Genomic DNA, 26,518 nt, shown 5'->3' with positions numbered 1-26,518 from the left:
TTTATCCCTCCGTTTTCGTTGTTGTCTTACGATCTCTAAAGAATCTCATCGTTGTCGCGCCAACTTTTCCTGCGACGCCAGCCTTTGCTGCATTCTTACTGACACCGCCAACTTTTCCAGCCAGATTACGACTTGTCGTATTTAAATCAGAAACACTCTGACTTAAATCAGCCACCGCTGTAAACAATGGATCAATCGTTTCCACTTTCCCATTAATATCATTCAGCAAGTGATTTCCTTTGACCAATAATCCTTCCACCTGCTGCATGAGTAAATCAACATCTTTTGTAAGAACATCGATTGTTGTATTCGCCTCAGTCACTGTTGTCTCAACTTTCTCAACTGTTTTTGAGACCTGACTCAAGACACGCACTAAAAAGATGACCAACACAACAAATGCGAGTGCCGCAATAATTGCCGCAATACCGCCTAAACTCATTCAATCACTCCTCTCATTTTTCACTCATTATGCTAACTTAAATTATACCATTCCCAAAGAAATTAATGAAAGAGAAAGAATTGTAATCAACTCTAATAAAAAAAATATCTCAATTAATTCATTGAGATACCTTCGTAAAATTTTGCAGGATACCATTGTAAATAATCTCTAAATCACTAATCAAATCCGTCTCATCAAAACTGCTGTCAATGAAGCTATCTGCATGACCGCGGAAATAACTCGTCAGGACACGCTCAACTTGAAGTGCCTCTTGATCAGTCAGGTCGCATTCTAGAAAAATTCGTTCAAATGCCGCTCTTAGAAAAAAAGAAATGTTTTCTTCATAAAAGTCTATGTAATCCTTTTCGTAAAAAACAGTATAAAAAGCATTGTTTTTTTCCGCATAGGCAGCCCATGTTTTACCTAGTTCAATAAATGCATACAGATTTGCTCTGCCAAGTAAGGAGTCTACTAACTTCTCACGAAACTCCTCCATTGCTCGTATGACTACTGCTTGACGTAATTCGGTAATACTTCCTGTATGCGTATACAATGAAGGTGACTTGACCTCAAGTCGTTCAGCGATTTTATTCAGTCTCAAGCCATGGATGCCAGACTCATGAACCAAGCTCATTGCACATTCGATCACGATTTCTCTATTTAAGCGGGAAGTTTTCATTCATTCTCCTCTTTATATTTAGTTATTTTCAAGAGACATTATATAACAAAAAGACTAAACTTTTCTATTAATTATAGTGATGATTGGCATTTAAAAAACCAATAATTTACCATTTAAAAATAACAGTCAATATAAAAAGCGCAGTACTATGACTGCGCTTAGGAAAATTATTTTTTCACTTTGTTTTGTCCGCTTAATTCTTTACCTAAAGCGATGATGTAATCATGTAATTTATCCTTGATTTCAGGATGCTTCAAGCCGTATTCAATGCTTGTTGTCATGAAGCCAAACTTATCACCGACATCGTAGCGTTTGCCATTGAACTCATGGGCAAAAACGCGTTGTGTACGATTCAACGTATCAATTGCGTCGGTTAATTGAATCTCATTACCTGCTCCTGGTTTTTGCGATGCTAACACTTCAAAAATTTCCGGTGTTAGCAAGTAACGACCAATGATTGCCAGATTACTTGGTGCTTCTTCTGGTTTTGGTTTTTCTACAAAGTTTTTTACATTGAATAATCCCTTAGAAACTTCTTCGCCTGGATTAATAATTCCATATTTTGAAGTCTCTTTTTCAGGCACGCGCATCACCGCGATTGTCGACGCGTGTGTTTGTTCGTAATCGTTCATCAATTGTTTCGTCAATGGTACACGATCTTCCATTAAATCATCGCCAAGCATGACAACAAATGGTTCATTGCCAACAAATGCCCGAGCCTGTAAAACAGCATGACCTAGTCCTTTAGGGTGTGATTGACGGATAAAGTGCAGGTTCACATCAGTTGTTTCTTCAACCAACTTCAATAAATCTGTTTTGCCTTTTTCCTGTAAATTCATTTCTAATTCAATATTCGCATCAAAGTGATCTTCAATTGGTCGTTTGGCCTTGCCAGTTACGATCAAAATATCTTCGATCCCGGATTTTAATGCTTCTTCCACAATAAATTGGATCGTTGGTTTATCAACGATAGGTAACATTTCTTTAGCCATTGCTTTTGTAGCTGGCAAAAATCTTGTTCCCAACCCAGCGGCTGGAATAACTGCTTTTTTTACTCGCATGAATCTTATCCCACTCTTTCTATTCTAAAGTAAATTCATTTTCAAACGTACCTTCACGCATCATCAAATCACGACAAGCCTGACGCACGTCTTTGTCATTGTATAAAACGTCATAAATTGTTTCTGTAATCGGCATGCTGACCTTCAGACTATCAGCAAGCTCTTTGGCTGCTTTCGTCGTTGAAACCCCTTCGACAATCATGCCCATATTATCTAGAACTTCATCTAGCTTATGGCCTTTTCCTAATAGATTCCCAGCACGCCAGTTGCGTGAGTGAACGGAAGTACAGGTTACGATCAAATCACCGACACCGCTCAAACCGATGAACGTTAACGGATTCGCACCCATTTCAACGCCTAAGCGACTGATTTCAGCTAGTCCCCGAGTCATAATAGCCGCTTTAGCATCATCTCCGTAGGAAAGTCCTGCCAAAGCTCCAGCTCCTAAAGCAATGATATTTTTTAAAGCTGCACCCATTTCGACACCAATCACATCTGGATTCGTATAAATTCTAAGGTATTCGTTCATAAACAGCTTTTGCACATATCCTGCTAATTTTTCATCTTTACAGGCAGCAGTGATCGTTGTGATATCGTGAACCGCTACTTCTTCTGCATGGCTTGGTCCAGATAAAACGACAACTCCTTGACGATATGCTTCAGGAATTTCCTCGATTAAAACCTCAGAAATTCGTTTATGCGTATCCTGTTCGAGCCCTTTACTTGCGTGAATAATCACAGGTTTGTTCTCGGCCACTTTAGCAAATTCCTGAGCGACTGAACGAATAGCTTTTGTAGGAACTACGAAAAGAACGGCATCTGCATCCTTCACAGCATCCTTCAGATTTTTCTCGCCTTTAATGCTTTCAGGAATTTTTAAATCCGGTAAGTAATGGCGATTCGTATGGTAAGTATTGATTTCATCAATCTGTGCCGCATGATTTCCCCAAAGTCTTACTTCGTGTCCATTTTCGGCTAATACTTGTGCTAACGCTGTCCCCCAAGATCCCGGGCCTAAAACTGCAACTTTTTGTTTCAAAGAAATTTCCTCCTAGTTCATAATAGCGCATTCGATTGCAAATAGAGATGTCAAACAAGATAACAATTCCCTAAATACTTGATCGAATTAATAACATAGTAAATAATTTATTTCGTAAGAAAGTTCTTTTTACTATCATAGCATAAACTGATAATAGGTTCTCATATCAAGGCTTGATTGGTTCCCTGATTACGTTCATATAACTTGATGTCTGTTCGTTTTTTTCGTCGATAGTACAACAGAGCAAGCCCTCCAGCAAAAAGAACCAGTGATAACACTTGAGAGACGCGAAGTCCACCAAAGAAATAGAGACTGTCTGTCCGCATCCCTTCGATAAAGAAACGTCCAAAGCTGTACCATATCACATAGCCTAGGAACAATTCTCCACGTTTAACCGCGACTTTTTTCCTAATAATCAAAATTAGGATAAGTCCTAGTAGGCTCCACATTGATTCATAGAAAAAAGTCGGTTGTCGAAAAGCACCGTCAATATACATATTGTTAATTATGAACTGCGGCAAATGCAGACTCTCTAAAAATTGACGCGTCGTTTCTCCGCCATAGGCCTCATGGTTCGTGAAATTCCCCCAACGACCCATTGCTTGTCCCAACATTACCCCTGGCGCAACCACATCTAAAAATAGCCATGGATCAATAAAATTATGGCGAGTGTACACAATCAATACGATGACTGCCGCAATCAATCCGCCATAGATAGCTAGCCCGCCGCTTCGTGTATTGAATATTTGGATCGGATCAGCAAGATACGGTCCTAAATCAAACAGGATGTAATACAAACGAGCACCGATAATCGCGATTGGCAGTGCCCATAGTATGAAGTTCGTCATATCATCTTCCTTCAACCCGACTCTTACTGCTTCTCGGTTAGACATCCATAGAGCAAGCGCAATTCCTGAGACGATGATAATCGCGTACCAATAAATTTGAAGACCAAACAATTCAAAGGCGACACGATTTATTTGAGCAATCATCTTACTGCCCAGAATTTTCTTCGATTAATTGGGTTAAACGATCTTCAAAGGTCTTCGTTGCATCGTAGCCCATCGTACGCGCACGGAAATTCATTGCCGCAACTTCGATAATAATCGCGACATTTCGTCCAGTCTTCACAGGAATCTTCACTTGCGGAATTTTTACTTCTGCGATTTCTACTTCTGTGTTGCCGCTGCCTAAGCGATCATATTTCTTATCCTTGGACCAGCTTTCCAGGTAAACAGCCAATTGAACAGGCATTGATCCACGAACAGCACTAGCACCAAATAGATTCATCACATCGATGATTCCGATTCCGCGAATTTCGATTAAATGCTGCAAAATTTTTGGCGGTTCACCAACCAGTGTCAGTTCATCCTGCTGGTAAACATCGACACGATCGTCTGCGATTAGGCGATGTCCGCGTTTAACTAATTCCAACGCGGTTTCACTTTTACCGATACCGCTATCCCCTTGGATCAGCACGCCTAAACCATAAACGTCGACTAATACCCCATGAACACTCGTCCGTGGTGCTAAACCGCCATTTAGGAAGCTTGAGATTTCACCTAATAAACGCGAGGTTGAAATCGGTGAACTCAATACCGGAATATTCCGTTCACTAGCAGCTTCGATCATTTCCTTTGGCGGTGTCAATCCACGAGAAACGATGAAAGCCGGTGTATCATCGCTGCACATCCGACGCAACACCATCAAACGTTCTTCTGGCATCATACGTTCCGCGAAGGTAATTTCTTTATTTCCAAAAAGTTGTAAACGATCATGAGAATAATAATTAAAATAGCCGGTCAACTCCAAGCCGGGACGAGAAATATCGCCGGTGGTGATGACCCGTTCCAGACTCTCTTCATCGCCAGTTACTACTTCTAATGAAAGCTTATCTACTAGTTCTTTTACTTTTACTGTTTCAGCCATATAATCCCTCTTTTCTACACTTCCGCTCTATTTTATCATTTTATCCATGGGGTGACTAGGTGGAGACAGTTTTCCAAGTAAGAATAAAAAAAGGCTTTACAAATAATTTATAAAGCCCAGAGTTGGAGATCATTCAATTAAACTTTATCAGACTTTTTCACAGCCTTCTTGATTGCAAAATAGGTTGTCAACTGACAGCTAAGTCGGGTTAAAGGTATTAACTTTAAAAAAAAGAAGTTAGTCCGACTCTCATTACGCATATCATTCTGTGAAAAGCAGAACTGACAACTAGCTCACTTTTAAGGAATTATTTTTCCAAAAAACGGAAAAATAGTTGTATCTTCGTACGCATATCATTTTTCTAACCTGCTGAAGCAGGAAGAAAAACTGACAAAAAACGGATAGGTAAATTACCTATCCGTGTACTTATCGATATTATGATCTGAAACGATCGCATTGACAATCGCCATGACGACAGCCACCAGAATTGAGATGGCAAAGCTGGAAAAGCCAAAACGATAATTTCCTAATAAGTTGGAAGTCAATTGCAGCATACCAGCGCTAATCACAAAGCTAAACAATCCCAAAGTCATAATATTCAACGGTAGTGAAAGTAGCACCAGAATTGGTTTCACTAAAGTATTTAAAATGGATAGGACAAAGCTTGCGGTAATAGCCATCATTAGACTTTCCACATATACCTGATTAGGAAAGAGCACTGACAGTGAAATAAAGATCAGTGCATTAGCTATTAAGCGCTGTAGGTAAGTCATTAAAAGTCGCTCCAGTCATCATCGTCGATTTTGTCTGCTTTCTTACGTTGGCGAGACGCTTTTTTCTCATAGTTATTGTAGTCGTTATTTCCGTAGTATGGATTATTGTGTCCATAAGAATCCCGACTTCTCGGACCTGAAGGGATCACCAATGCTAAAATGACATATAAGATGACCGGTGAGCCGAGTAAGCCGAAACTTAAGAAAACATAAATCACACGCACGATTGTTGGATCAATTCCGAAGTATTCGGCGATCCCGGCTAAGGTACCTGTCAGTACCACATTTGTTCGTGACTTTTGTAATCTCTTTTGCATATGAATCTTCCTTCCTTATTATTTCCTAATTGTCGAAATCTTTCAAGAAAATACTACCAGTCGTTGTCGAAACATCGATCTTCGCCATATCATCGGCAACTCGACGGAATTGCAATAAACGATTGGTCTTTTCTTTTTTCTCTCTGATCACTTCATAGTTTGATAAGCGATCATTAATACTGCCTAAGCTTGTCTTGGCTAAGCCTTCCAAGCCGATTGTTTTTCCTAAAGAAACTTTAACATTACCATTCACTGAGCTGGCTTTAATTTTTTGTAAGCTATCATGACCAGCCGTCAGTTTCACATCACCATTGACTAACGAGATACCATAATTTTGAATCGCTGCTTTCGTAACGATATTTCCATTAACGGTTTCGATAATCGAATCTAGGATCGCGCCTTCGCGAATCTCGATGTTGCCGTTGACCCCTTGGATTTCAAGCATTGTCGCATCAATATGTTTGAAAGTGATATTGCCGTTTGTTGATTTAGCATATACATCTTTGGCATCCATCTCTTCGACATTCAAATCACCATTTAGTAATTTTACTGCAACGTGATCGTAGGTCCGTTTTGGCAAGTAGAAGACTAATTCCGCTTGAACGCGTTTATTCGGGATTTGGAATGAGATATGTTCATCATTCACTTCGATCTGGCTACGTTCCATTAATGATTGTAATGGCGTTGCTTCATTCATTTTACCATAAAGTTTGATTTTGGCATCTACTTTAATAGCTGCATCATCCCAAGCCTTTAAGGTAACTTTACCATTTGCTAATTTGATATCAATCAAGGTTGGTTCAACATCCGTATATAAGAATTGATGTTCAAACTTAGACGTTACTAGACCAGGAACTTTGACGTTGAAGTCTTTCCAGTCAACATTTTCTTCAACTGTATCAGAAACGGTTTTCCAAGTCTTTTTCATTAAGCGGCTTAATTGAACGCCGGCTTCTCCCAATTTTTCACCAACTTGCGAGAAAGTTTCGCTTGCTTGGTCCTTCAAATCGTCTGGAATATCAAACCGTGTACGATTACGTTCTTTGCGATTTTCACTTTGATCGTCTTGTACATTTTTCAGTTTTTCTTCTTCTTCAGCAACTTTTTCTTCTAGCTTGGCGATTTTTTCTTTCAAGCCATCGATTTCATCTTCTACCGCTTCACGAATGTCATCATCTTCTTCTGATAATGTATCCAATTCTTCCTTCGTGTCCAACTCCATCAAAACTTCTTGTTTTTCATGAAGCGCGGCTTTCAATTCATTTCTCTTTTGATTGATTTCATCAATTCGAGCAGAAATCTGATTCGCTTCTGTCGCTAAATCATCGAAGTAAGCCTCAAGATCTTCCAAGTCCTGTTCTTCAGATCCTTTAACATCTTCTGTGTCTTTTCCTGTTTCCCATTCATCAACTAAATTTGTTGCTTGGTCGCGGTGATAAGAATCCACTTTATCCGCAGCTTGTTTAATCTGCGCCTCATCCTTCGCCTTAGCCATGCTTTCTAATAAATCCAAACCTTCTTCAGTTGATAAAATACCTTTTTTAACTAATTCCAAAATTCGTTGTCTTTCATTCATAGAAATTGCCTCCTTCAAAAAGCAAATAGATTACTTTTGTTTACATTCATATTATGCAATGTTTTTAGGTATTTGTCATAGGACTAAAGACCCATCTTTTTATCCGACTTTCTGAAGATTGTGTTTCTTCCTATTTAAAATGTAAAAAAACCAGCTAGATTTTTTCTAACTGGCATAAGATTTAAAAATTTTCGTTGCGATTACTGTTCAACTCAGTAATTTTTCCTGTGGCTAAGTAAACGATCCACTCACAGATATTCGTCACATAATCACCCACGCGTTCTAGGTAACCTGCAACATGTAGATAATCCGTTCCGCTGATGATGGTATCAGATTCTTTTTCCATCGTATTGGTCGTCATATCATAGATTTTTTGGAAATAATCATTAACCCGCTCATCCATTTTTGCGATCATGCGAGCATCCTTTTCATCTGTCTTCACGTAGGCGATTAAAACATTGTCCACCATTTTCTTCACGTAATTAGACATTTCATTAATCTCTTTTTCAACTTCTAATATCCGCGGTAAGCCTTTTAGACGAATCGTTGATTTCGCTACTGACACCGCGTGATCCCCCATGCGTTCCAAGTCAGAGCTGGCCTTCATGATCGTAATGATCGTGCGCAAATCTGTCGTAACTGGTTGCTGCAGGGCAATCATTTCAAAACTTTTTTTCTCCAAACGGACTTCCATGTCATTGATTTCGATATCATGATCAATAACCTCTTGTGCTAATTTCTTATCATGGTCAATATATGAACGGACTGATTTGTGCACGGCGCTTGAAACCATCATGCCCATTTCATAAAACTGATTGTGAAGATTTAACAGCTCTTCTTCAAATTGTGTACGTAACATCGTTGCCCTCCTTTTATCTCTAGCCAAATTTTCCTGAAATGTAGTCTTCGGTTTCTTGTTTTGCTGGATCTAAGAATATCTTCTTGGTTTTATCAAACTCGATCAGCTCGCCCTGTAAGAAGAAAGCAGTGCGGTCTGAGATCCGTGATGCCTGTGACATATTGTGGGTAACAATAATAATCGTGTAATTTTCTTTTAATTCCAATAGCATGTTCTCGATTTTTCCTGTTGAAACTGGGTCCAATGCGCTTGTCGGTTCATCCATTAGAATCACTTCCGGATTGACCGCTAATACTCGTGCGATACAAACCCGTTGCTGTTGTCCACCGGATAAGGATAACGCACTCTCATGCAGCTTATCTTTGACATCATTCCAAACCGACGCAGCCTTCAAGCTTTCTTCCACGACTTGATCAAGTTTGCTTTTATCCTTTTCACCCTTTAATTTTAACCCATAGATGACATTCTCGTAAATCGAAAATGGAAAAGGATTTGGTTGTTGGAACACCATACCGATCTCTTTCCGCAATTTAACTGTGTCTGTCTTCGGACTGTAAATATCTTTGTCCTTGTACATCACGCTACCAGTAATTGTCACGCCGGGAATCAAATCGTTCATTCGATTCAACGAACGCAAATAGGTCGACTTGCCGCAACCGGATGGTCCGATCATCGCTGTAATCTCGCCTTTTTCTATTTCCATATCAATGCCCTTCAAAGCTTCTTTTTTGCCATAATACAAATGAAGGTCTTTGGAAGTAATAATTTTCGACATTCGTTCGCTCCTTTTTCATATTTAGGAATTAATTTTTCTTGTCAGAAAAATTAGTCTGATCTTCAAGCCGTATATCATTCCTCTAGGTTGGTTTTTGTATGGTTCGGCTGCTCATTATATACCTCTTTCAATTATTACAAACTGCGAAAAGAGGAACTGACATCCTTTTTCATATTTAGGAATTAATTTTTCTTTCCAGAAAAATTAGTCTGATCTTCAAGCCGTATATCATTCCTCTAGGTTGTATTTAGTATGTTTCGGCTACTTATAAAGTAATTTACTCAATTATTACCAACTGCAAAAGAGGAACTGATATTAACCAAAGTGACCTGATACATAATCTTCTGTAGCTTGGATTTTCGGTCGCGTAAAGATTTTGGCTGTTTCGTCATACTCAATAACATGGCCCAAATAGAAAAAGGCGGTATAGTCACTGATCCGAGCTGCTTGCTGCATATTATGGGTCACAATGATGATCGTATAGTTTTCTTTCAATTGAACCAGGGTTTCTTCGACGGTACCTGTTGAGATTGGGTCCAACGCACTAGCGGGCTCATCTAATAGTAAAATATCCGGCTTCATTGCAATAGCTCGTGCAATACATAGACGTTGTTGCTGACCCCCAGATAGAGCCAAGGCACTTTTATCTAAATTATCCTTTACTTGATCCCATAAAGCCGCTTGCTTCAGACTTGTTTCAACCACTTCTTCTAATTGCTGTTTATCACGCATCCCGTGCTGCTTTAACGCAAAAGTGATGTTGTCGCGAATCGATTTACTAAAAGGATTCGGACGCTGGAACACCATGCCAATACGTTTGCGCATTTCATAAACATCGATATTTGAGGCGTTGACATCAACATCCTTATATACGATTTTGCCAGTCACGCTGGCGCTGGCAATGCCATCGTTCATCCGATTCAACGAACGTAGATAAGTTGATTTCCCACAACCCGAAGGCCCAATCAAAGCGGTGATTTTATTTTTTTCAAATTCAAGATCAACACCCTTAATGGCTTCATTATCCCCATAATAAACATGTAAATCTTCCGTATGCAAGGCGATTTCACCAGGCATTCTGATGATGTTACGCTCTTCCCAATTATATTCTTTCATTGCATTTCTCCTAGTTCGATATTTCCTGCGAAAAGCAGAACTGACATCCTAGTTCCTACTAAGGTAACTATTTTAAGCTGAGGTCATTTTTCGATGCAGTCGCTTACCGATTGCTCGTGCTCCGAAGTTAAACAATAAGACTGCCAAGATTAAGACCGCCGAAGCCCCCGCTGAAACAGAAGTCCCATCAGGCATCGTTCCTTCAGTGTTAATCTTCCATATGTGCACAGCTAAAGTCTCTGCTTGCCGGAAAATGCTTAACGGGCTCGAAACGCTTAATGGATTGAAGTTGGTAAAATCCAAAGCTGGCGCGCTTTGTCCAGCTGTATAGATCAAGGCTGCCGCTTCGCCAAAGATTCGGCCAGAGCTTAGGATAACCCCGGTTAAAATTCCTGGCAAAGCATCTGGTACGACAATTTTTGTAACGGTCTCCCAACGTGACAAGCCTAAAGCCAAGCCTGCCTCCCGTTGCGTATAATGAATCGCTCTTAGTGATTCCTCGATATTTCTTGTTAATAATGGCAGGTTAAACAATGTTAGAGCCAACGCACCTGAAAGGATTGAAAAGCCATAACCAAATTGAATAACAAAAATCAAGAAGCCAAACAAACCAACAACCACTGAAGGTAGCGAGCTCAAAATTTCGATCGACGTGCGAATAACATTGGTAACCCAGTTTTTCTTCGCATATTCAGACAAATAAATGCCTGCGCCTAACGAAATAGGAAGACTAATAATCATCGTTATCAGCAATAAGTAGATCGAGTTAAATAATTGAATTCCGATCCCGCCGCCTTTTTGATAAGCCTTCGAAGGCGAGGTCAAGAACTCCCACGAAACATGCGGCAAACCGCGAATCAAAATATAAAGTAACAGAAAAGCTAAGATTGCGACAATCAAGCCAGAGACGGCATATAGAATGCCCGTTGCGATTTTATCTGCACGTTTTGCTTTATCCATTGCTGATCTCCCCCTTCTTTCCAATGTAGCGAATCAAGATATTGAAAACTAAAGACATGAATAATAGAATCAATGCCAATGACCACAGAACATTATTTTCTACTGTGCCCATAATCGTATTTCCGATTCCCATTGTCAAAATCGAAGTCAATGTCGATGCTGGAGTGGTCAGGCTTGTTGGCATCAATGCCGCATTCCCGATCACCATTTGGATCGCTAAGGCTTCACCAAAAGCACGAGCCATCCCAAAAACGACCGCAGTCAAAATTCCTGGTATTGCCGCACGCAAGACAACTTTGTAAATTGTTTGCCAGCGTGTGCCACCAAGAGCCAGTGAGGCTTCACGATAATGACGCGGTACTGATTTTAACGTATCCACGGTCATCGTAGTTACGGTTGGTAAGATCATAACGAACAAAACAAATGTCCCAGATAAGATCCCAAATCCCGTACCGCCAAAAATCGAACGAATAAATGGTACGATCACTGTTAAACCGATAAATCCATAAACAACTGAAGGAATCCCTACAAGTAATTCAATGACCGGCTGTAAAAACCGCTGTCCTTTAGTTGGAGAAATTTCAGTCATAAAGACCGCAGCACCGATCGCAAAAGGCGTTGCTACAATAGCCGATAAAAAGGTAACCATAAACGATCCTAAGATCATCGGTAAAGCACCAACTAGCGGCTTGCCATCTGGTCCTGTTGCACTAGGATTCCAAACCGTTCCAAATAAAAAGTCAAACACATTAATCTTATCTACAAAAAAGGTTGATAACCCTTTGCTTGCTACAAAATAAAAAATTGCTCCAACAACAAACACGATCAATGCGATACAAATAAAACTAACAAAGCGTCCTCGTTGTTCGATTCTCGCGCGCTTTGATTTTGTCGTCAGCGCTTTTTTTACATCTTCATTTTCCAAGGCCTACTCCTCCTGATTCCTACAAACTAATCCATTCGGTTTTTTACAAACCAACAAAATCATTTTACCTGTTGAAAATCAATTTCTTTTTAACCTCCTGTAACGCTTCCATGACATTTGTAAAGAAAGTGTAAACCAGATGAGAGCATCACCGCAACTGAACTGCTTGAAAACAAAAAAACACGATCAAGCTAAGCCAAAGACTGGCAAAGTTTGAACGTGATGTTTCACGAGACTTTTTCTTATTGTTTAGCTATCTTTCCAATCCCACCAATTCTGCTTATCCCGCGGAAGTACACCATCGTGTTCCGCATAATGCACGGCTAAACGATAAACATACAAGGCGCAACGATCGACTTTCTCTCCCTTATTCACGCAATCCTTTAGATAGATCTCCTCAGGATCTTGATTTTTCAATGACTCAACAGTCGGATAACCCGCATCGATTAAATGCTGCGCCATATTTTTTCCAATACCCGGGATCGCTTGTAGATCACTTTTCATCTTTGATCACCCTTCTTTATACTCAGTAAAGGTCAACACGTACCCATCCGGATCTGTAATGGCAAATTCCTTTGCTCCGTAAAATGTCGCATGGGGTTCGGTATAAATTGGATAGTTACTTTTAATAGTCGTATAGAATTCCTCAAAATTTTCAACCGTAATATACAATGTGATAGATGGTTGAATTTTTTCCGCAGCTAATATCGGATACTCTTCACTTAAATTCCCTTTTTCCTGCAGCATCAATGTCATGGCTTCTTTAGCGAGAATCGCAAATTGTAATGTCTGATCCTTCGCTGGAACAGAAGCCACCACTTCTAGTCCTAAAACCTCTTGATAAAACTTCACCGATGCATCCACACTTGCTACCATTAAATTCGTTGTAATATTTTTGTACATTCTAACCGCCTCCTCAATTTATAGCCTAATTTTATCAAGGACAAGTAAAAACGTATTGTAAAAATGCGTCACTTTTTATATCGGGCCATCAATTCCAGCGGTGTGATTCCTAAATGATGTTTAAAATCTTTGTTAAAATGCGGTTGGTCATAATAATTCGTGACTGCTAAAATATCTGCAGGCTTTGCTTGCTCCGAGGTCAGTATCTCCAAACATTTTTGAAAACGCAGAATGCTTAAAACCATTTTAGGTGTTAATCCAAAATTTTTCATAAAGACACGTTGGCATTGACGCGGACTAAAATAAAGCAGCTCATACAAATTTTTTGTGGTTTGTGGGATTGCTTGAGACAATCGCGGAAAAAGCTGAGTAAACTCATTGGGCTGCAACTCTTCGAATTTTTTCATCAAATAGCTTTGAAAAATTTCTTGCGCTTTCTCAAATGTATTTGTAAAAAACTGTTTCTGATCAAAATCATCAAAAATATCCTGTAGTAAAATGAAGGCATCCATTGCCGCTTCTGCTGATAAACCAGTTAATTGATGAAAAGCCCCAGGCATCATGCGAGCACCAAAAAAGCGTGCCGGTGTCTCAATTTCATAATCAAAATCGGTTTGTTGATTTCCTGTGAAAAAAATCATCTTTTGGTCGAAGTCCACAATCAGATCAATACAGCCATCTGCGATGATTACGTTCTTCACACGAACTTGATCCTGTGCTTTCGACCACATCGACCAAAAACACAAGACAAACTCCTTACATTCAGGCACTACTTTTTCATAATAAATCATGACACGCGTAAACTCTTCATTTAACAAAAAAGGCAGTTGAATTGGATAGTACATCTTTCATCCCTCCTATTTCACCCATTATAAAAAAACACCGCCTCGAAAACTTTCGAAACGGTATTTCAACTTATTTTATTTCATTTCCCTGCCAATCACGTTCAACTTTCATTTCAGAGATCGGAATATACCCAAGCTGAGAAACGACTTTTCCTTGAACTTCATCTGAAAGCATATAATCAAGAAAATCGGCAACTAGCTCTGTTGGCTTTCCTTTGGTATACATATGCTCATAGGCCCAAATTTTCCAACGATTGGTCGTCACATTCTCATCTGTCGGTTCAACATTATCGATATTCAGTGTTTGAACTTCTTTTGTAACATATGAAAAAGCTGTATAACTGATAGCACCAGGTGTGTCAGCAACAATTTGGCGAACCATTCCGCTTGAATCTTGTTCCTGGGCACGTATCGCTGTTTTTCCATCTAAGACCCATTGCTCAAAAGTAGAACGTGTCCCACTTCCGCTTGCTCGGTTTAGAATAACGATTTCTTGTTCCTTCCCGCCAAGCTCTTTCCAGTTTTTGATTTCGCCAAGAAAAATCTTACGCAAATTCTCTAACGAAATGTTGGTTACGCCAACACCTTTATTGACAATCGGCGTAATCCCAACGACCGCTACTTTATGATCAACTAATTTATTCGCATCAATGCCATTTTTTTCCTCCGCAAATAAATCAGAGTTTCCGATCTCAACCGCACCTGATTGGACTTGACTCAGCCCCGTACCGCTTCCTCCACCTTGAACATTGATGAATCTGCCAGGATTTTTACTTTGATATTCTTCAGCCACTGTTTCAACTAAAGGCTGCAAGGCCGATGATCCGACAGCAGTAATTGATTCGCCGCGATCGATCCATTTCGAACAACCGGACAAAAGTAAAAGCGTACCTAAAAGAGGAATTAACCATTTCTTCATGAAAAATCTCCTTATTCATTTTAAAGTAATCCTTATTCGTTTTAACATTATCATTTTCTAAACGATAGATTCACTAAACAAGCTAGTTCATTTTATACTATCAACCCATGAAAGCGCAAATGATTTTTACAGAAGTGGTGAAATCAAACGTGCAATTCCCTCTTTGAACTTAATAATAATCCCGCGTTGATCATATTTTTCCTGTGTAAGAAGCTCAGATTTCATCGAATCTTTATAAAAAGCGTCACGTATTTCCTCAGCAAATTCTGCATCATAAACAATCGTGTTTACTTCAAAATCCAACTTGAATGAACGAACATCAATATTGGCTGACCCGACCGAAGCAATACCACCATCGATGATCATTGTCTTCGCATGAATAAAACCATTTTCATAGGTTTCGATAATTGCCCCATATTCCAGTAATTCAGCCGCAAAGGAGTACGTTGCCCAATAAACTAAAATATGATCCGGCTTATTCGGAATTTGCATCCGTACCTTGACTCCCGATAATAGTGCCAGCTTTAATGCCTCGTGAATTGGTGCGTCCGGGATATAATAGGGTGTCTGAATCAAGATTTCTTTTTTTGCTAAATTGATCATTTTTAAATAAGTCAATTTAATCTGCTCATGCTCACTGTCTGGCCCGCTGCTCACCATTTGCAACGCTAATTTTCCTTCTGATTCAATCTCAGGAAAATAATCAGGCTGATAGACCAGCTCGTGTTTCTGCTGAGAATTCCAATCCATTAAAAAGCGGTTCTGCAACGTATACACAGCATGACCATGAATACGTAGATGATTATCCCGCCAATACCCAAATTTTTCGACTAAGCCAAGATACTCATCGCCAACGTTAAAGCCGCCCGTATACCCAATTTCGCCATCAATTACGACAATTTTTCGATGGTTACGATAATTCATTCGCGGGTTCAAATACGGTAAAAATAGCGGAAAGAAAAAATCGACTTCTCCGCCAGCTTCGATCAACGGAGAAAGAAAACGGCGATTGACTTGCGTTGATCCCCAAGCATCTAAGAGCAAACGGACCTTTACACCACGTAAAGCAGCTGCTACTAAAGCTTCCCGAACTTCAAGTCCTAACTCGTCTGCGCGATAAATATAGTATTCCATATGAATATGGTACTTTGCCCGATTAATATCCTTAATTAAAGCATCAAACTTCTCACGTCCATCAATGTAAAGTATGACCTCATTATTGGTGGTATACAACGAACTCTCAAACATCGTCAGCATATAAATCAACTGCTTCGGATCGACTTGGTTCGTTGTCGGTTTTGGAAAAAGGCCTCGTGCTAGTGCCCGCTGTTGCTGTTGGACCTCGACGTTCATCCCGATTTTGGTCTGCATCTTTAAATCAAAGATCCGTTCCTTGGAGATTCCCTTTCCAAAAAAGACGTATAAAATAAACCCGAGAACGGGGATAAACGTCAAAACTAATAGCCACGCCCACGTATTGACCGTATCCTTACGTTCTCGAAAAACAATGATAAATGATAAAATAGTATTGATAATCAGGAAAAGTAATCCCAAGTGCCCTGTCACAAATGACATCTTCCCACACTCCTTCTACTAAAGGATAGCCGAGATAATACAGATTGTAAACAATCGGCGTTAGTGATTTTTTCCATTTCTAAAAATCATTTCTATGTGAGGGATTCCATCTTCTAAATAAACCTCAGAATTTTTTTCAAAACCAAACGAGTGGTAAAAATCAGCTAAGTGAGCTTGTGCCGAAATGACCACCGGGCGATTCGGATACCGAGTCTCAATTTCATTTAGTGTTTTCGACACGATTTTTCGTCCTAATTGCTGTCCGCGATATTCTTTAACGACTAATACACGGCCAAAATGGATCGTTTCTTCTTCAGTTAAAATTCGTGCATAGGCCTGCAATCTGCCATTTTCTTCGAGCCACACATGCAACGCCGATCGATCAGCCTCATCGACTTCTTGATAAGGACACTCCTGCTCAACAACAAAAACTGCAGTACGAGCCTGCATTATTGTCAATAGTTCTTGTGGTGTTAGTTCATCCGTTGTTTTAATCATAAGATCCTCCCCGAACTTTTGCTAAAAATAGTTTAACCTACTTTCTGCTTAATGTCCGCTAGTAACCTTGATTCCAATAATTCCTATAATTAAAAGCACAACAAAAAAACTAGTCAGAAGCGACAAATGATCCTTAAATAAAAAAACACCAATTAAAATGGAGCCGACAGCGCCAATCCCTGTCCAAATTGGATAGGCTAAGCTCATCGGTAACGAATGTAATGACTTCGATAAAAAATAGAAACTGGCTATCATACCAATTATTGTCAAAAGTGAATAATTCACTTTACTAAAACCTTCGCTCAATTTCATCGTTGTTGCTCAAAACATTTCAAAAACTCCTGCTACAATTAATGATACCCATGCCATGATAAAAATTCCCCCTCGATTAATAATCTAAATTTTCACTACGCATACGGTTCAACGAAACCGTTGGAACATTTAGTATTCCCAACCCTCTTCAGTTCATTAAACTGTGAAAAGCTGAACACGCAAAACAAGGGAGTCCAATTTCTTCAATGACCTAATGAAATTGGCTCCCTTGCTCGGTAGCGCTTTATTCAATTGATATTCATTCTAGGAGCTTTTAGCAAAAAAATCAAGGGATAGGATTTTTTACTAATTGAGGCAAAAAATAAGCTTCTCCGAAATTTTTCGAAGAAGCTTTGATTTGTTAGATTTTTAAGAAACGACGCATCGAGATAACTGATCCTAATGAACCAATCAAGTACCCGCCGACCGCCATCGTGATATCTAATATCCATACGATTTGGTTTGGACGCAGCAATTCTAAGTTAGATTGCAATAGATAAGGGGCAGCTAAGCCATAAACCTGTGAGTAACCATAAGTTAAGATCAAGATTGGCACAATGGAACCAATCAATCCAATCCATCCGCCTTCAAGGAAGAACGGCCAACGAATATAACCATTTTTCGCACCTACCAGACGCATGATTTGAATCTCTGTTTTACGTGAAATAATCGTGATTCGAATCGTATTCGAAATCAAGAAAATAGCTACAAAGACTAATAATGCCGCAGCGGCTAAGCCCCAAGTTCTGACAACTTTCGCCATTTGAATAATCCGATCGGCTGAATTTCCGCCATAATTTGCTCGGAAGACATTGCTTAATTGGCTCGCTTCACGAGTCACGGGACGAATATATTGGGCATCAGTTGCTTTTACAACATACACATCATAGAGCGGGTTGCTGTCGCCTTCGAATAGGTCCCAGGCATCACCCATTTGTTTTTGCAATTTCTTTAATTGCTCTTGCTTACTTGAATACGTCACTTTATCCACATGACTGATATCTTGCAACTCGGTTTTTAATTCTTTTAATTCTTTTTCTTTCGTACCAATATCAACAAAGACTGTTACTTCAACATTGCCTTCAACATCTTGGGCCAATTTTGTCGCGTTCATGATCAAAGCCATGAAAATTCCCGCCATCGTCAATGTGATTGTTACGGCACTGACTGATGCTAGAGTCATCCAGCCATTACGCTTCACACTCTTGATACTTTCCAACAAGTGTCGGAAGAAATTTCTAATCATCAAACTCGTATTCTCCTTCCGCTTCATCTCGAACGATCAAGCCATTTTCAATCGCGATCAAACGATGGCGCATGGTATCTACGATCGTTTTGTTATGGGTTGCCATTACGATCGTCGTCCCTTGATTATTGATTCGTTCTAATAGATGCATGATTTCCCAAGAAGTATCTGGGTCCAAATTTCCGGTCGGTTCATCGGCGATCAACACTTTCGGTGTATTCACGATTGCTCGTGCGATCGATACCCGTTGTTGTTCTCCTCCAGATAATTCACTTGGGAATACGCGGACTTTGTGTTTCAAACCAACAAGGTCTAAAACTTCCATAACACGTTTTTTGATATCCCGCGGTTTACGACCGATTACTTGCATAGCATAAGCTACATTTTCATAGACCGTTTTACGAGGCAGTAATTTGAAGTCCTGGAAAACGACGCCGACATCACGACGTAAATAAGGCACTTCTTTATTTTTGATCTTTAATAAATCATGACGGGCAACATCTAACACTTTCCCCGATGTGGCTTTTTCTTCACGATACATCAACTTAATAAAGGTAGATTTTCCGCTACCAGAGGGACCAACGACATAGACGAACTCACCTTGATCGATACGGACCGAAATCCCACGCACAGCTGTTGTCTTATTAGGATATTTTTTTGTTACATCCTGCATTTCAATCATGCTTTATCTCTCCAAATCCTCTTAAATTCTTTGCTATTATAGCATGCCAACATTGCAACAGGCTTTCATAACTTTACAATTAGATTTCATTTTAAACTTAGGACTCTTGTGCCAAGCGCCATTTCAGGTAAGCATCAATGAAAGGATCCAACTCGCCATCCATCACTGCCTGCACATTTCCCGTCTCATACTCGGTACGGTGATCCTTCACCATAGAATAAGGATGAAAAACATAAGAACGAATTTGCGAGCCCCAACCAATTTCTTTTTGCTCTCCACGTAACGCGGCTGCTTCTTGTTCCTTCTTCTCAATTTCTAATTGATAAAGTTTTGCTTTCAGCATTTGCATCGCGGTCTCGCGATTATGGAATTGTGAGCGCTGCGCTTGGCTGGCAACAACTGTACCAGTAGGCAAATGCGTAATCCGTACGGCTGAAGATGTTTTATTGATATGCTGACCACCTGCTCCACTAGCTCGATAAACATCGACCTTCAAATCATCTGGATTGATCTCAACTTCAATATTTTCATCTAATTCAGGCATGACCTCGACAGAACAAAAAGAAGTATGACGACGACTCGCTGAATCAAACGGCGAGATTCGCACTAACCGATGAACCCCTTTTTCTGATTTCAAATAGCCATAAGCATTCGTTCCCTTGATCATCAAGGTGACACTCTTGATCCCAGCCTCATCACCTGATTGGTAATCAATTGTTTCAACTGAAAAACCATGCTGCTCAGACCAACGCGTATACATCCGTAAAAGCATGGAGCCCCAATCCTGTGATTCTGTTCCACCAGCACCCGGATGCAATTCAACAATCGCATTGTTTTTATCATAAGGAGCATCTAATAATAGCGACAACTCAAATCCAGATATCTTTTCCTGCAATTGTATTAAACGTTCTTCCAGCTCCTCTTGCAGATCGCTATCAAACTCTTCTTGCTGCATTTCCCACATCAGGTTTAATTCATCTGTTTCGCCAGCGATCGCTTGAAATTGATCATAGGTTTCTTTCGCCGTGTTGTTGCGATTGATCAAGGCCTGCGCTTTTTCCGAATCATCCCAAAAGCCTGGTGCAGACATTTGATTTTCAGCTTCGGCGATGTCCTCTTCTAACTGCTCTAGGTCAAAGAGACCCCCTGAAGCTTGCGACTTGCTCTTGCATCGTATCTAACAAATTACGTATTTCTGCGTTTTCCAAATCTATTCCTTCTTTCTTCCGGATAGAATTATCCGTAAAACCAACCATTCAAAACTAAATCTTATTATATACATTCTTAAAGATCCTGTGACAACTTGTAAAGATAGAATAATATCACAGTCGAACGAACTCGCAAAGAACGAGACATAGCAGCTATGTCCCGTTCCGAAGGTTCCTTACTTATCGTAGAAAATTATTGTCCCTTACCATGGCAGTTTTTGTATTTTTTACCACTGCCGCATGGACATGGATCATTCCGACCAACTTTTTCCACATGAACCGGCTTTTGCTTAGTATGGGTCAAATTCTTCGGATCTCCGTCTGCTTCTACAGGATGCTCTTGTTGATTTTGAGCAACTTGTTCCCGTTGGACATTTTGACGAATCTCCGCTTTCATGAATAGACGTGTTACTTCAAACTCGATGGCTCCAACCATATCTTCAAACATCTTGTAGCCTTCTGTTTGGTATTCTACCAACGGATTATTTTGTCCGTACGCCCGCAAGCCGACTGATTGACGCAATTGATCCATCGCATCAATATGATCTGTCCATTTCGTATCCACCACACGCAAGATGACCACTTTTTCAAATTCCAGCAATTGTTCTGGACTTTGCAATTGCGATACTTTTGTGTCAAATACTTCTTTGGCGCGACCATATAAATAATCTTTCATTTCTTCTGGTGTTTTGCCTTCAAAATCAGCTTTTGAAACAGAATCCTCATGAACCAAGGTTGTTCCGGCAAAATCAGCCAAAGCTTCAAGATTCCAATTATCTTTTTCTAATTGCGTATGGCTGTCAACCACACGAGAAATTGTCCGACGCACCATGTTCAACAATTGCGGAGACAAATCCTTTTCGCCCATGATAACGTCTTGACGTTGTTTGTAAATGACTTCCCGTTGTTCCCGCATCACGTCATCGTATTGCAAGACATTTTTACGCGTGTCATAGTTATTTCCTTCTACTCGTTTTTGAGCAGATTCTACTTGACGAGTCAGCATTTTACTTTGGATCACGGCATCTTCGTCTTCAACCTTCATGCGATCCAAGAAAGCTTTGATCCGTTCAGAACCAAAACGTTTCATCAAATCATCTTCCAATGAAAGGTAGAATTGAGAAACCCCTGGATCTCCTTGACGACCTGAACGTCCACGAAGCTGATTATCAATACGACGAGATTCATGACGTTCAGTACCGATTACAGCTAGACCACCTAATTCAACGACCCCAAGGCCTAACTTGATATCAGTTCCTCGACCCGCCATATTGGTTGCGATTGTTACCGAGCCTTTTTGTCCAGCGTTCATGATAATTTCTGCTTCTTTAAAGTGGTTTTTCGCATTTAAGACTTCATGTGGTACCTTTTCGCGATCTAACATACTTGAAAGCAGTTCAGATGTTTCAACAGCAACTGTACCAACTAGGATTGGTTGGCCTTTGCGATGACGTTCTTTGATATCTTGTACCACTGCATGGAACTTGCTTTCCAAAGTTGGATACAACAAATCTGCATGGTCTTCCCGAATAATCGGACGGTTTGTCGGGATCTGAATTACTTCAATATTATAAATTTCACGGAATTCTTCTTCTTCTGTTTTGGCCGTACCTGTCATCCCGGCTAATTTTTTATACATCCGGAAATAGTTTTGGAAGGTGATGGTTGCCATCGTTTTAGTTTCGTCTTCGATCTCAACCGCTTCTTTTGCTTCAATCGCCTGATGCAGACCGTCAGAGTAACGACGACCATCCATGATCCGTCCAGTAAATTGGTCAACGATTAAAACTTTACCTTCTTGCACCACATAATCAATATCGCGAATCATAATGAAGTTTGCTCGCAATGCCTGATCTAAGTGATGAGTCAACGCAGTATTGTCTAAGTCGTATAAGTTTTCTAGACCAAAGTTTTCTTCTGCTTTTTCAATCCCTTGTTCAGTCAGCCCGATCGTCTTCGATTGGATATCGATCTTGAAATCTTCATCCTCTTTCAAACGTTTTACGAAATTATCAGTTCGTGTATAAAGAGCTGTTGATTTTTCAGCTGCACCAGAGATAATCAATGGTGTCCGCGCTTCATCAATCAAGATCGAGTCTACTTCATCGACAATCGCATAGTTTAATGGACGTTGAACCATTTGGCTTTGGTAAACCACCATGTTGTCACGCAAGTAGTCGAAGCCAAGTTCATTATTCGTGCTGTAGGTGATGTCGCAATTGTATGCTTCACGTTTTTCATCAGAGGTTTTTGAATTGATATTCAACCCAACGCTTAAACCTAGGAAGTTATACAATTCACCCATTTCTGTGGAGTCACGTGTAGCTAGGTATTCATTAACTGTTACGACGTGGACACCTTCACCAGTCAAGGCATTCAAATAAACCGGCATCGTTGCTGTCAACGTTTTACCTTCACCGGTTTTCATTTCAGGAATATTCCCATCATGCAGAACAATCCCGCCCATTAATTGGACGTGATAAGGATATAGCCCCAGAACACGCTTCGCTGCTTCACGAACTACCGCAAAAGCTTCTGGTAATAAGTCATCCAGCGTTTCTCCCGCTTGGTAACGTCCTCTAAATTCTTCGGTCTTGCCACGTAATTGTCCATCCGACAATTTTTCCATGTCGCTAGAAAAGGCTTCGACCTTGTCAGCAATCCCGCTCAATCGTTTTAATTCTTTTTTATCATTTTCAATCATTCGTCTCAGAAAGTTTGCCATTCGTTTACCTTACTCCTTTATTTCTTTTCATTTTCTATTTTTTGATAGAAACCCGCTAGTATATTTTATCATTAGTCCTTGAGAAAAGAAACTTCTCGCGGCGAATAAAGCGCGACTTATGTAATGATTAATCTTTTTTTGTGATTTTCTTTAGGGTCAAGGAGAATCAAGGACAATTCTCGCAAAAAAAGGCTCTATATCCCAAAACTTTATTTTCAATGAAAATAAAAAACCTTCCAGCAGCTGCTGGAAGGCGATAAACGCTTATTAATCTGTTTCAATTAAGCCGTATTTACCATCTTTACGACGGTAAACAATGCTTGTACCATTTGTTTCAGCATCTTCAAAAATGAAGAAGTTGTGTCCAAGCATGTTCATTTGTAAAACAGCTTCTTCGCTGCCCATTGGTTTCAATGACAAACGTTTTGTACGAACGATTTCTAATTCAGACTCTTCTGAATCTTCTGCGTTCACTAACACTTCGACTTCACGTTCAGGCACGCCCGTTTCACGAGCTTTGCGATTAATTTTTGTTTTAAATTTGCGGATCTGACGTTCTAATTTATCCACAACCAAATCAATACTTGCATATAAATCTGGTGAAGTTTCTTCCGCCCGAAGAACCAAGTAAGGTAATGGAATCGTTACTTCAACTTTTGCCGTTTTTTCTGTGTATACTTTTAAATTGACATAAGCAGTTGCGTCCGGAACATCAGTGAAGTAGCGTTCTAACTTTCCTACTTTCTTTTCAACGTAATTGCGGATAGCCTCAGTAACTTCGATGTTTTCCCCACGAACATTATATTTGAACATACGTATTGCCCCTTTCGTCTTGCCAACTGAAGATAAGGAAGGACCACTCTTACCTCTTCTTCTTAACTCTATTATATCGAAATCTAATCCTTTTGCAAAGTAAATCGCTATCAATTTCATAATCAAAAACGATACATTTTAACGTGCAAAAGTCAAGCTTTCCACCGTTTCCACGCCATTTCTAAAAAGCAATTCCGCACCATGAAAAAGCGTCCGCCCCGTTGTATAAACATCATCCACTAATAAAACTTTTTGATTTCTAATTTTTCCATTTGCTACCCTTAACTCAAATGGCTGCTCCATTTCCAAGCGATCTTTACGTGATTTTTCTGACTGCGGAGCTAGTTCCTTGCGTTGCAGCAAATCTTTAAAGGGCAGTTTCGTCAGTTCTAAACAGCCGCGAACCTGATTGAAGCCCCTTTGTTCAAATCGTTCCTTTGAAAGCGGCAGTGGGCAAATTAAATAGTCTCGATAATTGTGCAGAAATTGTTCGAGTTCATTGACAAATGCTCCGCGCAAACGATAATCTCCAGTAAATTTATAGGCTTCGATCCACTTGCGAAAGCCTTCATCATATTGAAAAAGACTTCTATTTTTCATTACAAAACCAAGCTCTTGCTGCCATAAACGACAATCCGAACACAGTTCTGGTGACTCTGGGCGCCCACAGCCTGGACAAGAAGTGGCTTGATCAATTTTTGTAAATAACTTCTCACAGTGATAACACCTCAAACTTGCAGAGTGAAACAGTTCTCGTATGGTAAGATTACTCACCAGTTCTTTTTGACAGCAGCTACAGCGCATTGATCAAGCCTTCCCTTAACGCTTGCTGATTGTTCTTTTTAATTTCCCTAATTGCTGATTTGATTGATGTGGTTTGTTCACTGGTAACAAAAATCACCTCTGCCTGTGAATACTCTCCTTTACGATCCGCTCGACCAGCAATCTGCACCAGTGCGGATTTTTTAAAGACACGATGAGAAGCCTGCAATACGATGACCGATACTCTTTCAAAGGTTACTCCACGTTCAAGAATAGTCGTTGTTAAAAGTAATTGATACCTTCCTGCACGCATATTTTCAACCTTAATTAGACGTTCCTGATCCTGTGAAAAAACCGTCGTCAACCGAATATCTGAGAATATATCTTGGATAAATGTTGCTATTTTTGTCAGTAAAGAGATATTGGGACAAAAAAATAGAACATTGTTTTTCTCTAGCAAATCGGTTATTTTAGTCAGAACCTTCTTTGGCAATTGACCTGCAAGTAAGTATTTCTCTAAGCGCCAAGAGAACAACACTTGCGGAACGGGCAGCTTGCGGCGATGATAACGTGCTGGCAAATAATAAACCCGATCAACAGTCTTTTTTAACGCCTTATCCGGTGTCGCGCTTAAATACACACGTTTTCCTTCTCTTTTCTGCGCGGTGTCTACTGCTCGATGCAGTAAGGGGTCCTCAGCATAGGGGAAAGCATCGACTTCATCAACGATCACTAAATCAAAAAAATCGTGATAACGTAAAAGCTGGTGAACGGTGCACACGACAAACTGATCGCCTGCATCTTTTCGTTCCTGTCCATGAAAAAGGCTAATTTTTTCATCAGGAAAGGCTTGGCGAAAGCGAAGAAAAACTTCATTGCAAACATCTACCCGCGGAGAAGTCACAGCAATTCGCTTGCCTTTCTCTAAAAGACTCTTTAAAAGCGGAAAAAGAATCTCTGTTTTCCCCGCGCCAGTGACTGCCCAAAGCAGAAAGGAACACCCCTTAAGCTGATCCTTAAGTAAAGCATCAGCAATTTTCTGCTGCGCATCTGAAAGTATTCCCGACCAGGTGAGAACCACTTTTTTCGGAACGGCCTTTTTAATAGGAAAGAAATACAGCGAACTATTACTATCCACACGTCCCAAGGTCAAGCAAGCCGGACAGTAGAAAAATCCTGCGGGTACCTTTTCTTGAGAGACTTCACCACATCGCTGACACACCCAATCCTTATTAAGCTTCACCATTGCAGGAATTTTTTCAGCCTGCGTCAAATCAGCCTGAGGATAAAACGTACACCATTCCTTTAATAATAAACGCTGACCAGTCAGCTCCATTTACATCTTCCCCTTTTTCAGAAAGATACGCAAATGGCTGTAAGATTTTTTTGATTATGAAACATCTTTTGATCTTAGAAAGACCAAAAAAGCGCAGCAATTACTTGCAATGTCATTAACTTAAGGCACTTGATTTTTATAAAGAGGCACAAACTCGGAACAGTTCGAATTTGTGCCTCTTTTTTTGCTTTTTTCAAGTTATACTTAAAAGAGAGAAGTCCAGTAAAGGAGGGGTTAAAAATGATG

28 protein-coding genes are annotated in these 26,518 nt (G+C 40.0%); all 28 read right to left on the bottom strand.

All coding sequences use genetic code 11. From position 1 onward, the window contains the following. Nucleotide 1: 1 nt before the first annotated feature. Complete coding sequence (locus KQI58_RS00140) at nt 2-439, bottom strand: DUF948 domain-containing protein (RefSeq protein WP_216405398.1); 438 nt, start codon at nt 437-439, stop codon at nt 2-4. A 118-nt stretch (nt 440-557) separates the two neighbouring features. Continuing rightward, nucleotides 558-1,118 carry a TetR/AcrR family transcriptional regulator gene (locus tag KQI58_RS00135; RefSeq protein ID WP_216405396.1) on the bottom strand — a complete coding sequence of 187 codons (561 nt, stop codon included), beginning with the start codon at nt 1,116-1,118 and terminating at the stop codon, nt 558-560. A gap of 167 nt (nt 1,119-1,285) precedes the next feature. Further along, nucleotides 1,286-2,179 (bottom strand): UTP--glucose-1-phosphate uridylyltransferase GalU, encoded by an 894-nt coding sequence (gene galU, locus KQI58_RS00130; RefSeq protein WP_216405395.1) that lies wholly within the window; start codon nt 2,177-2,179, stop codon nt 1,286-1,288. Nucleotides 2,180-2,198: 19 nt separating this feature from the next. Continuing rightward, complete coding sequence (locus KQI58_RS00125) at nt 2,199-3,218, bottom strand: NAD(P)H-dependent glycerol-3-phosphate dehydrogenase (RefSeq protein ID WP_216405393.1); 1,020 nt, start codon at nt 3,216-3,218, stop codon at nt 2,199-2,201. A 161-nt stretch (nt 3,219-3,379) separates the two neighbouring features. After that, nucleotides 3,380-4,210 carry a prolipoprotein diacylglyceryl transferase gene (gene lgt, locus KQI58_RS00120; RefSeq protein ID WP_216405391.1) on the bottom strand — a complete coding sequence of 277 codons (831 nt, stop codon included), beginning with the start codon at nt 4,208-4,210 and terminating at the stop codon, nt 3,380-3,382. Between the two features lies 1 nt (nt 4,211). Further along, complete coding sequence (gene hprK, locus KQI58_RS00115) at nt 4,212-5,147, bottom strand: HPr(Ser) kinase/phosphatase (RefSeq protein WP_216405389.1); 936 nt, start codon at nt 5,145-5,147, stop codon at nt 4,212-4,214. A 410-nt stretch (nt 5,148-5,557) separates the two neighbouring features. Then, a complete protein-coding gene (locus KQI58_RS00110) occupies nt 5,558-5,920 on the bottom strand; it encodes a phage holin family protein (protein WP_216405387.1) in 363 nt (120 codons plus the stop codon). Further along, a complete protein-coding gene (locus KQI58_RS00105) occupies nt 5,920-6,237 on the bottom strand; it encodes a PspC domain-containing protein (RefSeq protein ID WP_216405385.1) in 318 nt (105 codons plus the stop codon). Before KQI58_RS00105 ends, KQI58_RS00110 begins: the two co-directional genes overlap by 1 nt. A 25-nt stretch (nt 6,238-6,262) precedes the next feature. Continuing rightward, nucleotides 6,263-7,813, bottom strand: coding sequence for a daptomycin-sensing surface protein LiaX (gene liaX, locus KQI58_RS00100; protein WP_216405383.1), 1,551 nt, complete (start codon nt 7,811-7,813; stop codon nt 6,263-6,265). 181 nt (nt 7,814-7,994) lie between these two features. Continuing rightward, nucleotides 7,995-8,672, bottom strand: coding sequence for a phosphate signaling complex protein PhoU (phoU, locus tag KQI58_RS00095; RefSeq protein ID WP_216405380.1), 678 nt, complete (start codon nt 8,670-8,672; stop codon nt 7,995-7,997). 19 nt (nt 8,673-8,691) lie between these two features. After that, nucleotides 8,692-9,447, bottom strand: coding sequence for a phosphate ABC transporter ATP-binding protein PstB (gene pstB, locus KQI58_RS00090; RefSeq protein WP_216405378.1), 756 nt, complete (start codon nt 9,445-9,447; stop codon nt 8,692-8,694). Between the two features lie 315 nt (nt 9,448-9,762). Further along, nucleotides 9,763-10,563, bottom strand: a complete 801-nt coding sequence (gene pstB / locus KQI58_RS00085) for a phosphate ABC transporter ATP-binding protein PstB (RefSeq protein WP_216405376.1) — start codon at nt 10,561-10,563, stop codon at nt 9,763-9,765. A gap of 72 nt (nt 10,564-10,635) precedes the next feature. Beyond that, nucleotides 10,636-11,523, bottom strand: coding sequence for a phosphate ABC transporter permease PstA (gene pstA, locus KQI58_RS00080; RefSeq protein WP_216405374.1), 888 nt, complete (start codon nt 11,521-11,523; stop codon nt 10,636-10,638). Then, the gene (gene pstC, locus KQI58_RS00075) at nt 11,516-12,448 is read right to left on the bottom strand and encodes a phosphate ABC transporter permease subunit PstC (RefSeq protein ID WP_016181276.1); all 933 of its coding nucleotides are present in this window, start codon (nt 12,446-12,448) and stop codon (nt 11,516-11,518) included. The genes pstA and pstC overlap by 8 nt, the downstream gene beginning before the upstream one ends. Before the next feature lie 249 nt (nt 12,449-12,697). Continuing rightward, nucleotides 12,698-12,952: a helix-hairpin-helix domain-containing protein gene (locus tag KQI58_RS00070; protein ID WP_216405372.1), complete on the bottom strand. Its 255-nt coding sequence runs from the start codon at nt 12,950-12,952 to the stop codon at nt 12,698-12,700. Nucleotides 12,953-12,958: 6 nt separating this feature from the next. Then, nucleotides 12,959-13,351, bottom strand: coding sequence for a VOC family protein (locus KQI58_RS00065; RefSeq protein WP_216405369.1), 393 nt, complete (start codon nt 13,349-13,351; stop codon nt 12,959-12,961). Between the two features lie 68 nt (nt 13,352-13,419). Further along, nucleotides 13,420-14,196, bottom strand: a complete 777-nt coding sequence (locus tag KQI58_RS00060; RefSeq protein ID WP_216405361.1) for a helix-turn-helix domain-containing protein — start codon at nt 14,194-14,196, stop codon at nt 13,420-13,422. Between the two features lie 70 nt (nt 14,197-14,266). Beyond that, nucleotides 14,267-15,115, bottom strand: a complete 849-nt coding sequence (locus KQI58_RS00055) for a phosphate ABC transporter substrate-binding protein PstS (RefSeq protein WP_216405360.1) — start codon at nt 15,113-15,115, stop codon at nt 14,267-14,269. 126 nt (nt 15,116-15,241) lie between these two features. Then, entirely contained in the window at nt 15,242-16,690 is a 1,449-nt protein-coding gene (gene cls / locus KQI58_RS00050; RefSeq protein WP_216405358.1) for a cardiolipin synthase, read from the bottom strand. 60 nt (nt 16,691-16,750) lie between these two features. Next, nucleotides 16,751-17,188 carry a GNAT family N-acetyltransferase gene (locus KQI58_RS00045; RefSeq protein WP_216405356.1) on the bottom strand — a complete coding sequence of 146 codons (438 nt, stop codon included), beginning with the start codon at nt 17,186-17,188 and terminating at the stop codon, nt 16,751-16,753. 48 nt (nt 17,189-17,236) lie between these two features. After that, entirely contained in the window at nt 17,237-17,500 is a 264-nt protein-coding gene (locus KQI58_RS00040) for a DMT family transporter (protein ID WP_253295699.1), read from the bottom strand. A 361-nt stretch (nt 17,501-17,861) separates the two neighbouring features. Further along, entirely contained in the window at nt 17,862-18,746 is an 885-nt protein-coding gene (gene ftsX / locus KQI58_RS00035) for a permease-like cell division protein FtsX (protein ID WP_216405913.1), read from the bottom strand. Further along, nucleotides 18,739-19,428 (bottom strand): cell division ATP-binding protein FtsE, encoded by a 690-nt coding sequence (gene ftsE, locus KQI58_RS00030; protein WP_016181267.1) that lies wholly within the window; start codon nt 19,426-19,428, stop codon nt 18,739-18,741. Before ftsE ends, ftsX begins: the two co-directional genes overlap by 8 nt. A 97-nt stretch (nt 19,429-19,525) precedes the next feature. Next, a protein-coding gene (gene prfB, locus KQI58_RS00025) for a peptide chain release factor 2 (protein WP_216405354.1) occupies nt 19,526-20,636 on the bottom strand; the annotation gives its coding sequence in 2 pieces (ribosomal slippage) (nt 19,526-20,563 and nt 20,565-20,636; 1,110 coding nt in all). Nucleotides 20,637-20,829: 193 nt separating this feature from the next. Then, a complete protein-coding gene (gene secA, locus KQI58_RS00020) occupies nt 20,830-23,361 on the bottom strand; it encodes a preprotein translocase subunit SecA (protein ID WP_216405352.1) in 2,532 nt (843 codons plus the stop codon). 267 nt (nt 23,362-23,628) lie between these two features. Further along, nucleotides 23,629-24,174, bottom strand: coding sequence for a ribosome hibernation-promoting factor, HPF/YfiA family (gene hpf, locus KQI58_RS00015; protein ID WP_067622946.1), 546 nt, complete (start codon nt 24,172-24,174; stop codon nt 23,629-23,631). Nucleotides 24,175-24,312: 138 nt separating this feature from the next. Next, nucleotides 24,313-24,774: a ComF family protein gene (locus tag KQI58_RS00010; protein ID WP_253295697.1), complete on the bottom strand. Its 462-nt coding sequence runs from the start codon at nt 24,772-24,774 to the stop codon at nt 24,313-24,315. Between the two features lie 193 nt (nt 24,775-24,967). Continuing rightward, nucleotides 24,968-26,272, bottom strand: coding sequence for a DEAD/DEAH box helicase (locus tag KQI58_RS00005; RefSeq protein WP_216405348.1), 1,305 nt, complete (start codon nt 26,270-26,272; stop codon nt 24,968-24,970). Between the last annotated feature and the right edge of the window lie 246 nt (nt 26,273-26,518).

This window comes from Enterococcus raffinosus (assembly GCF_018917525.1).
Taxonomy (GTDB): Bacteria; Bacillota; Bacilli; order Lactobacillales; family Enterococcaceae; genus Enterococcus_A; species Enterococcus_A raffinosus_A.
The sequence above is the reverse complement of the archived record's forward strand: the minus strand, read 5'-3'. Positions and strand labels throughout refer to the sequence as shown.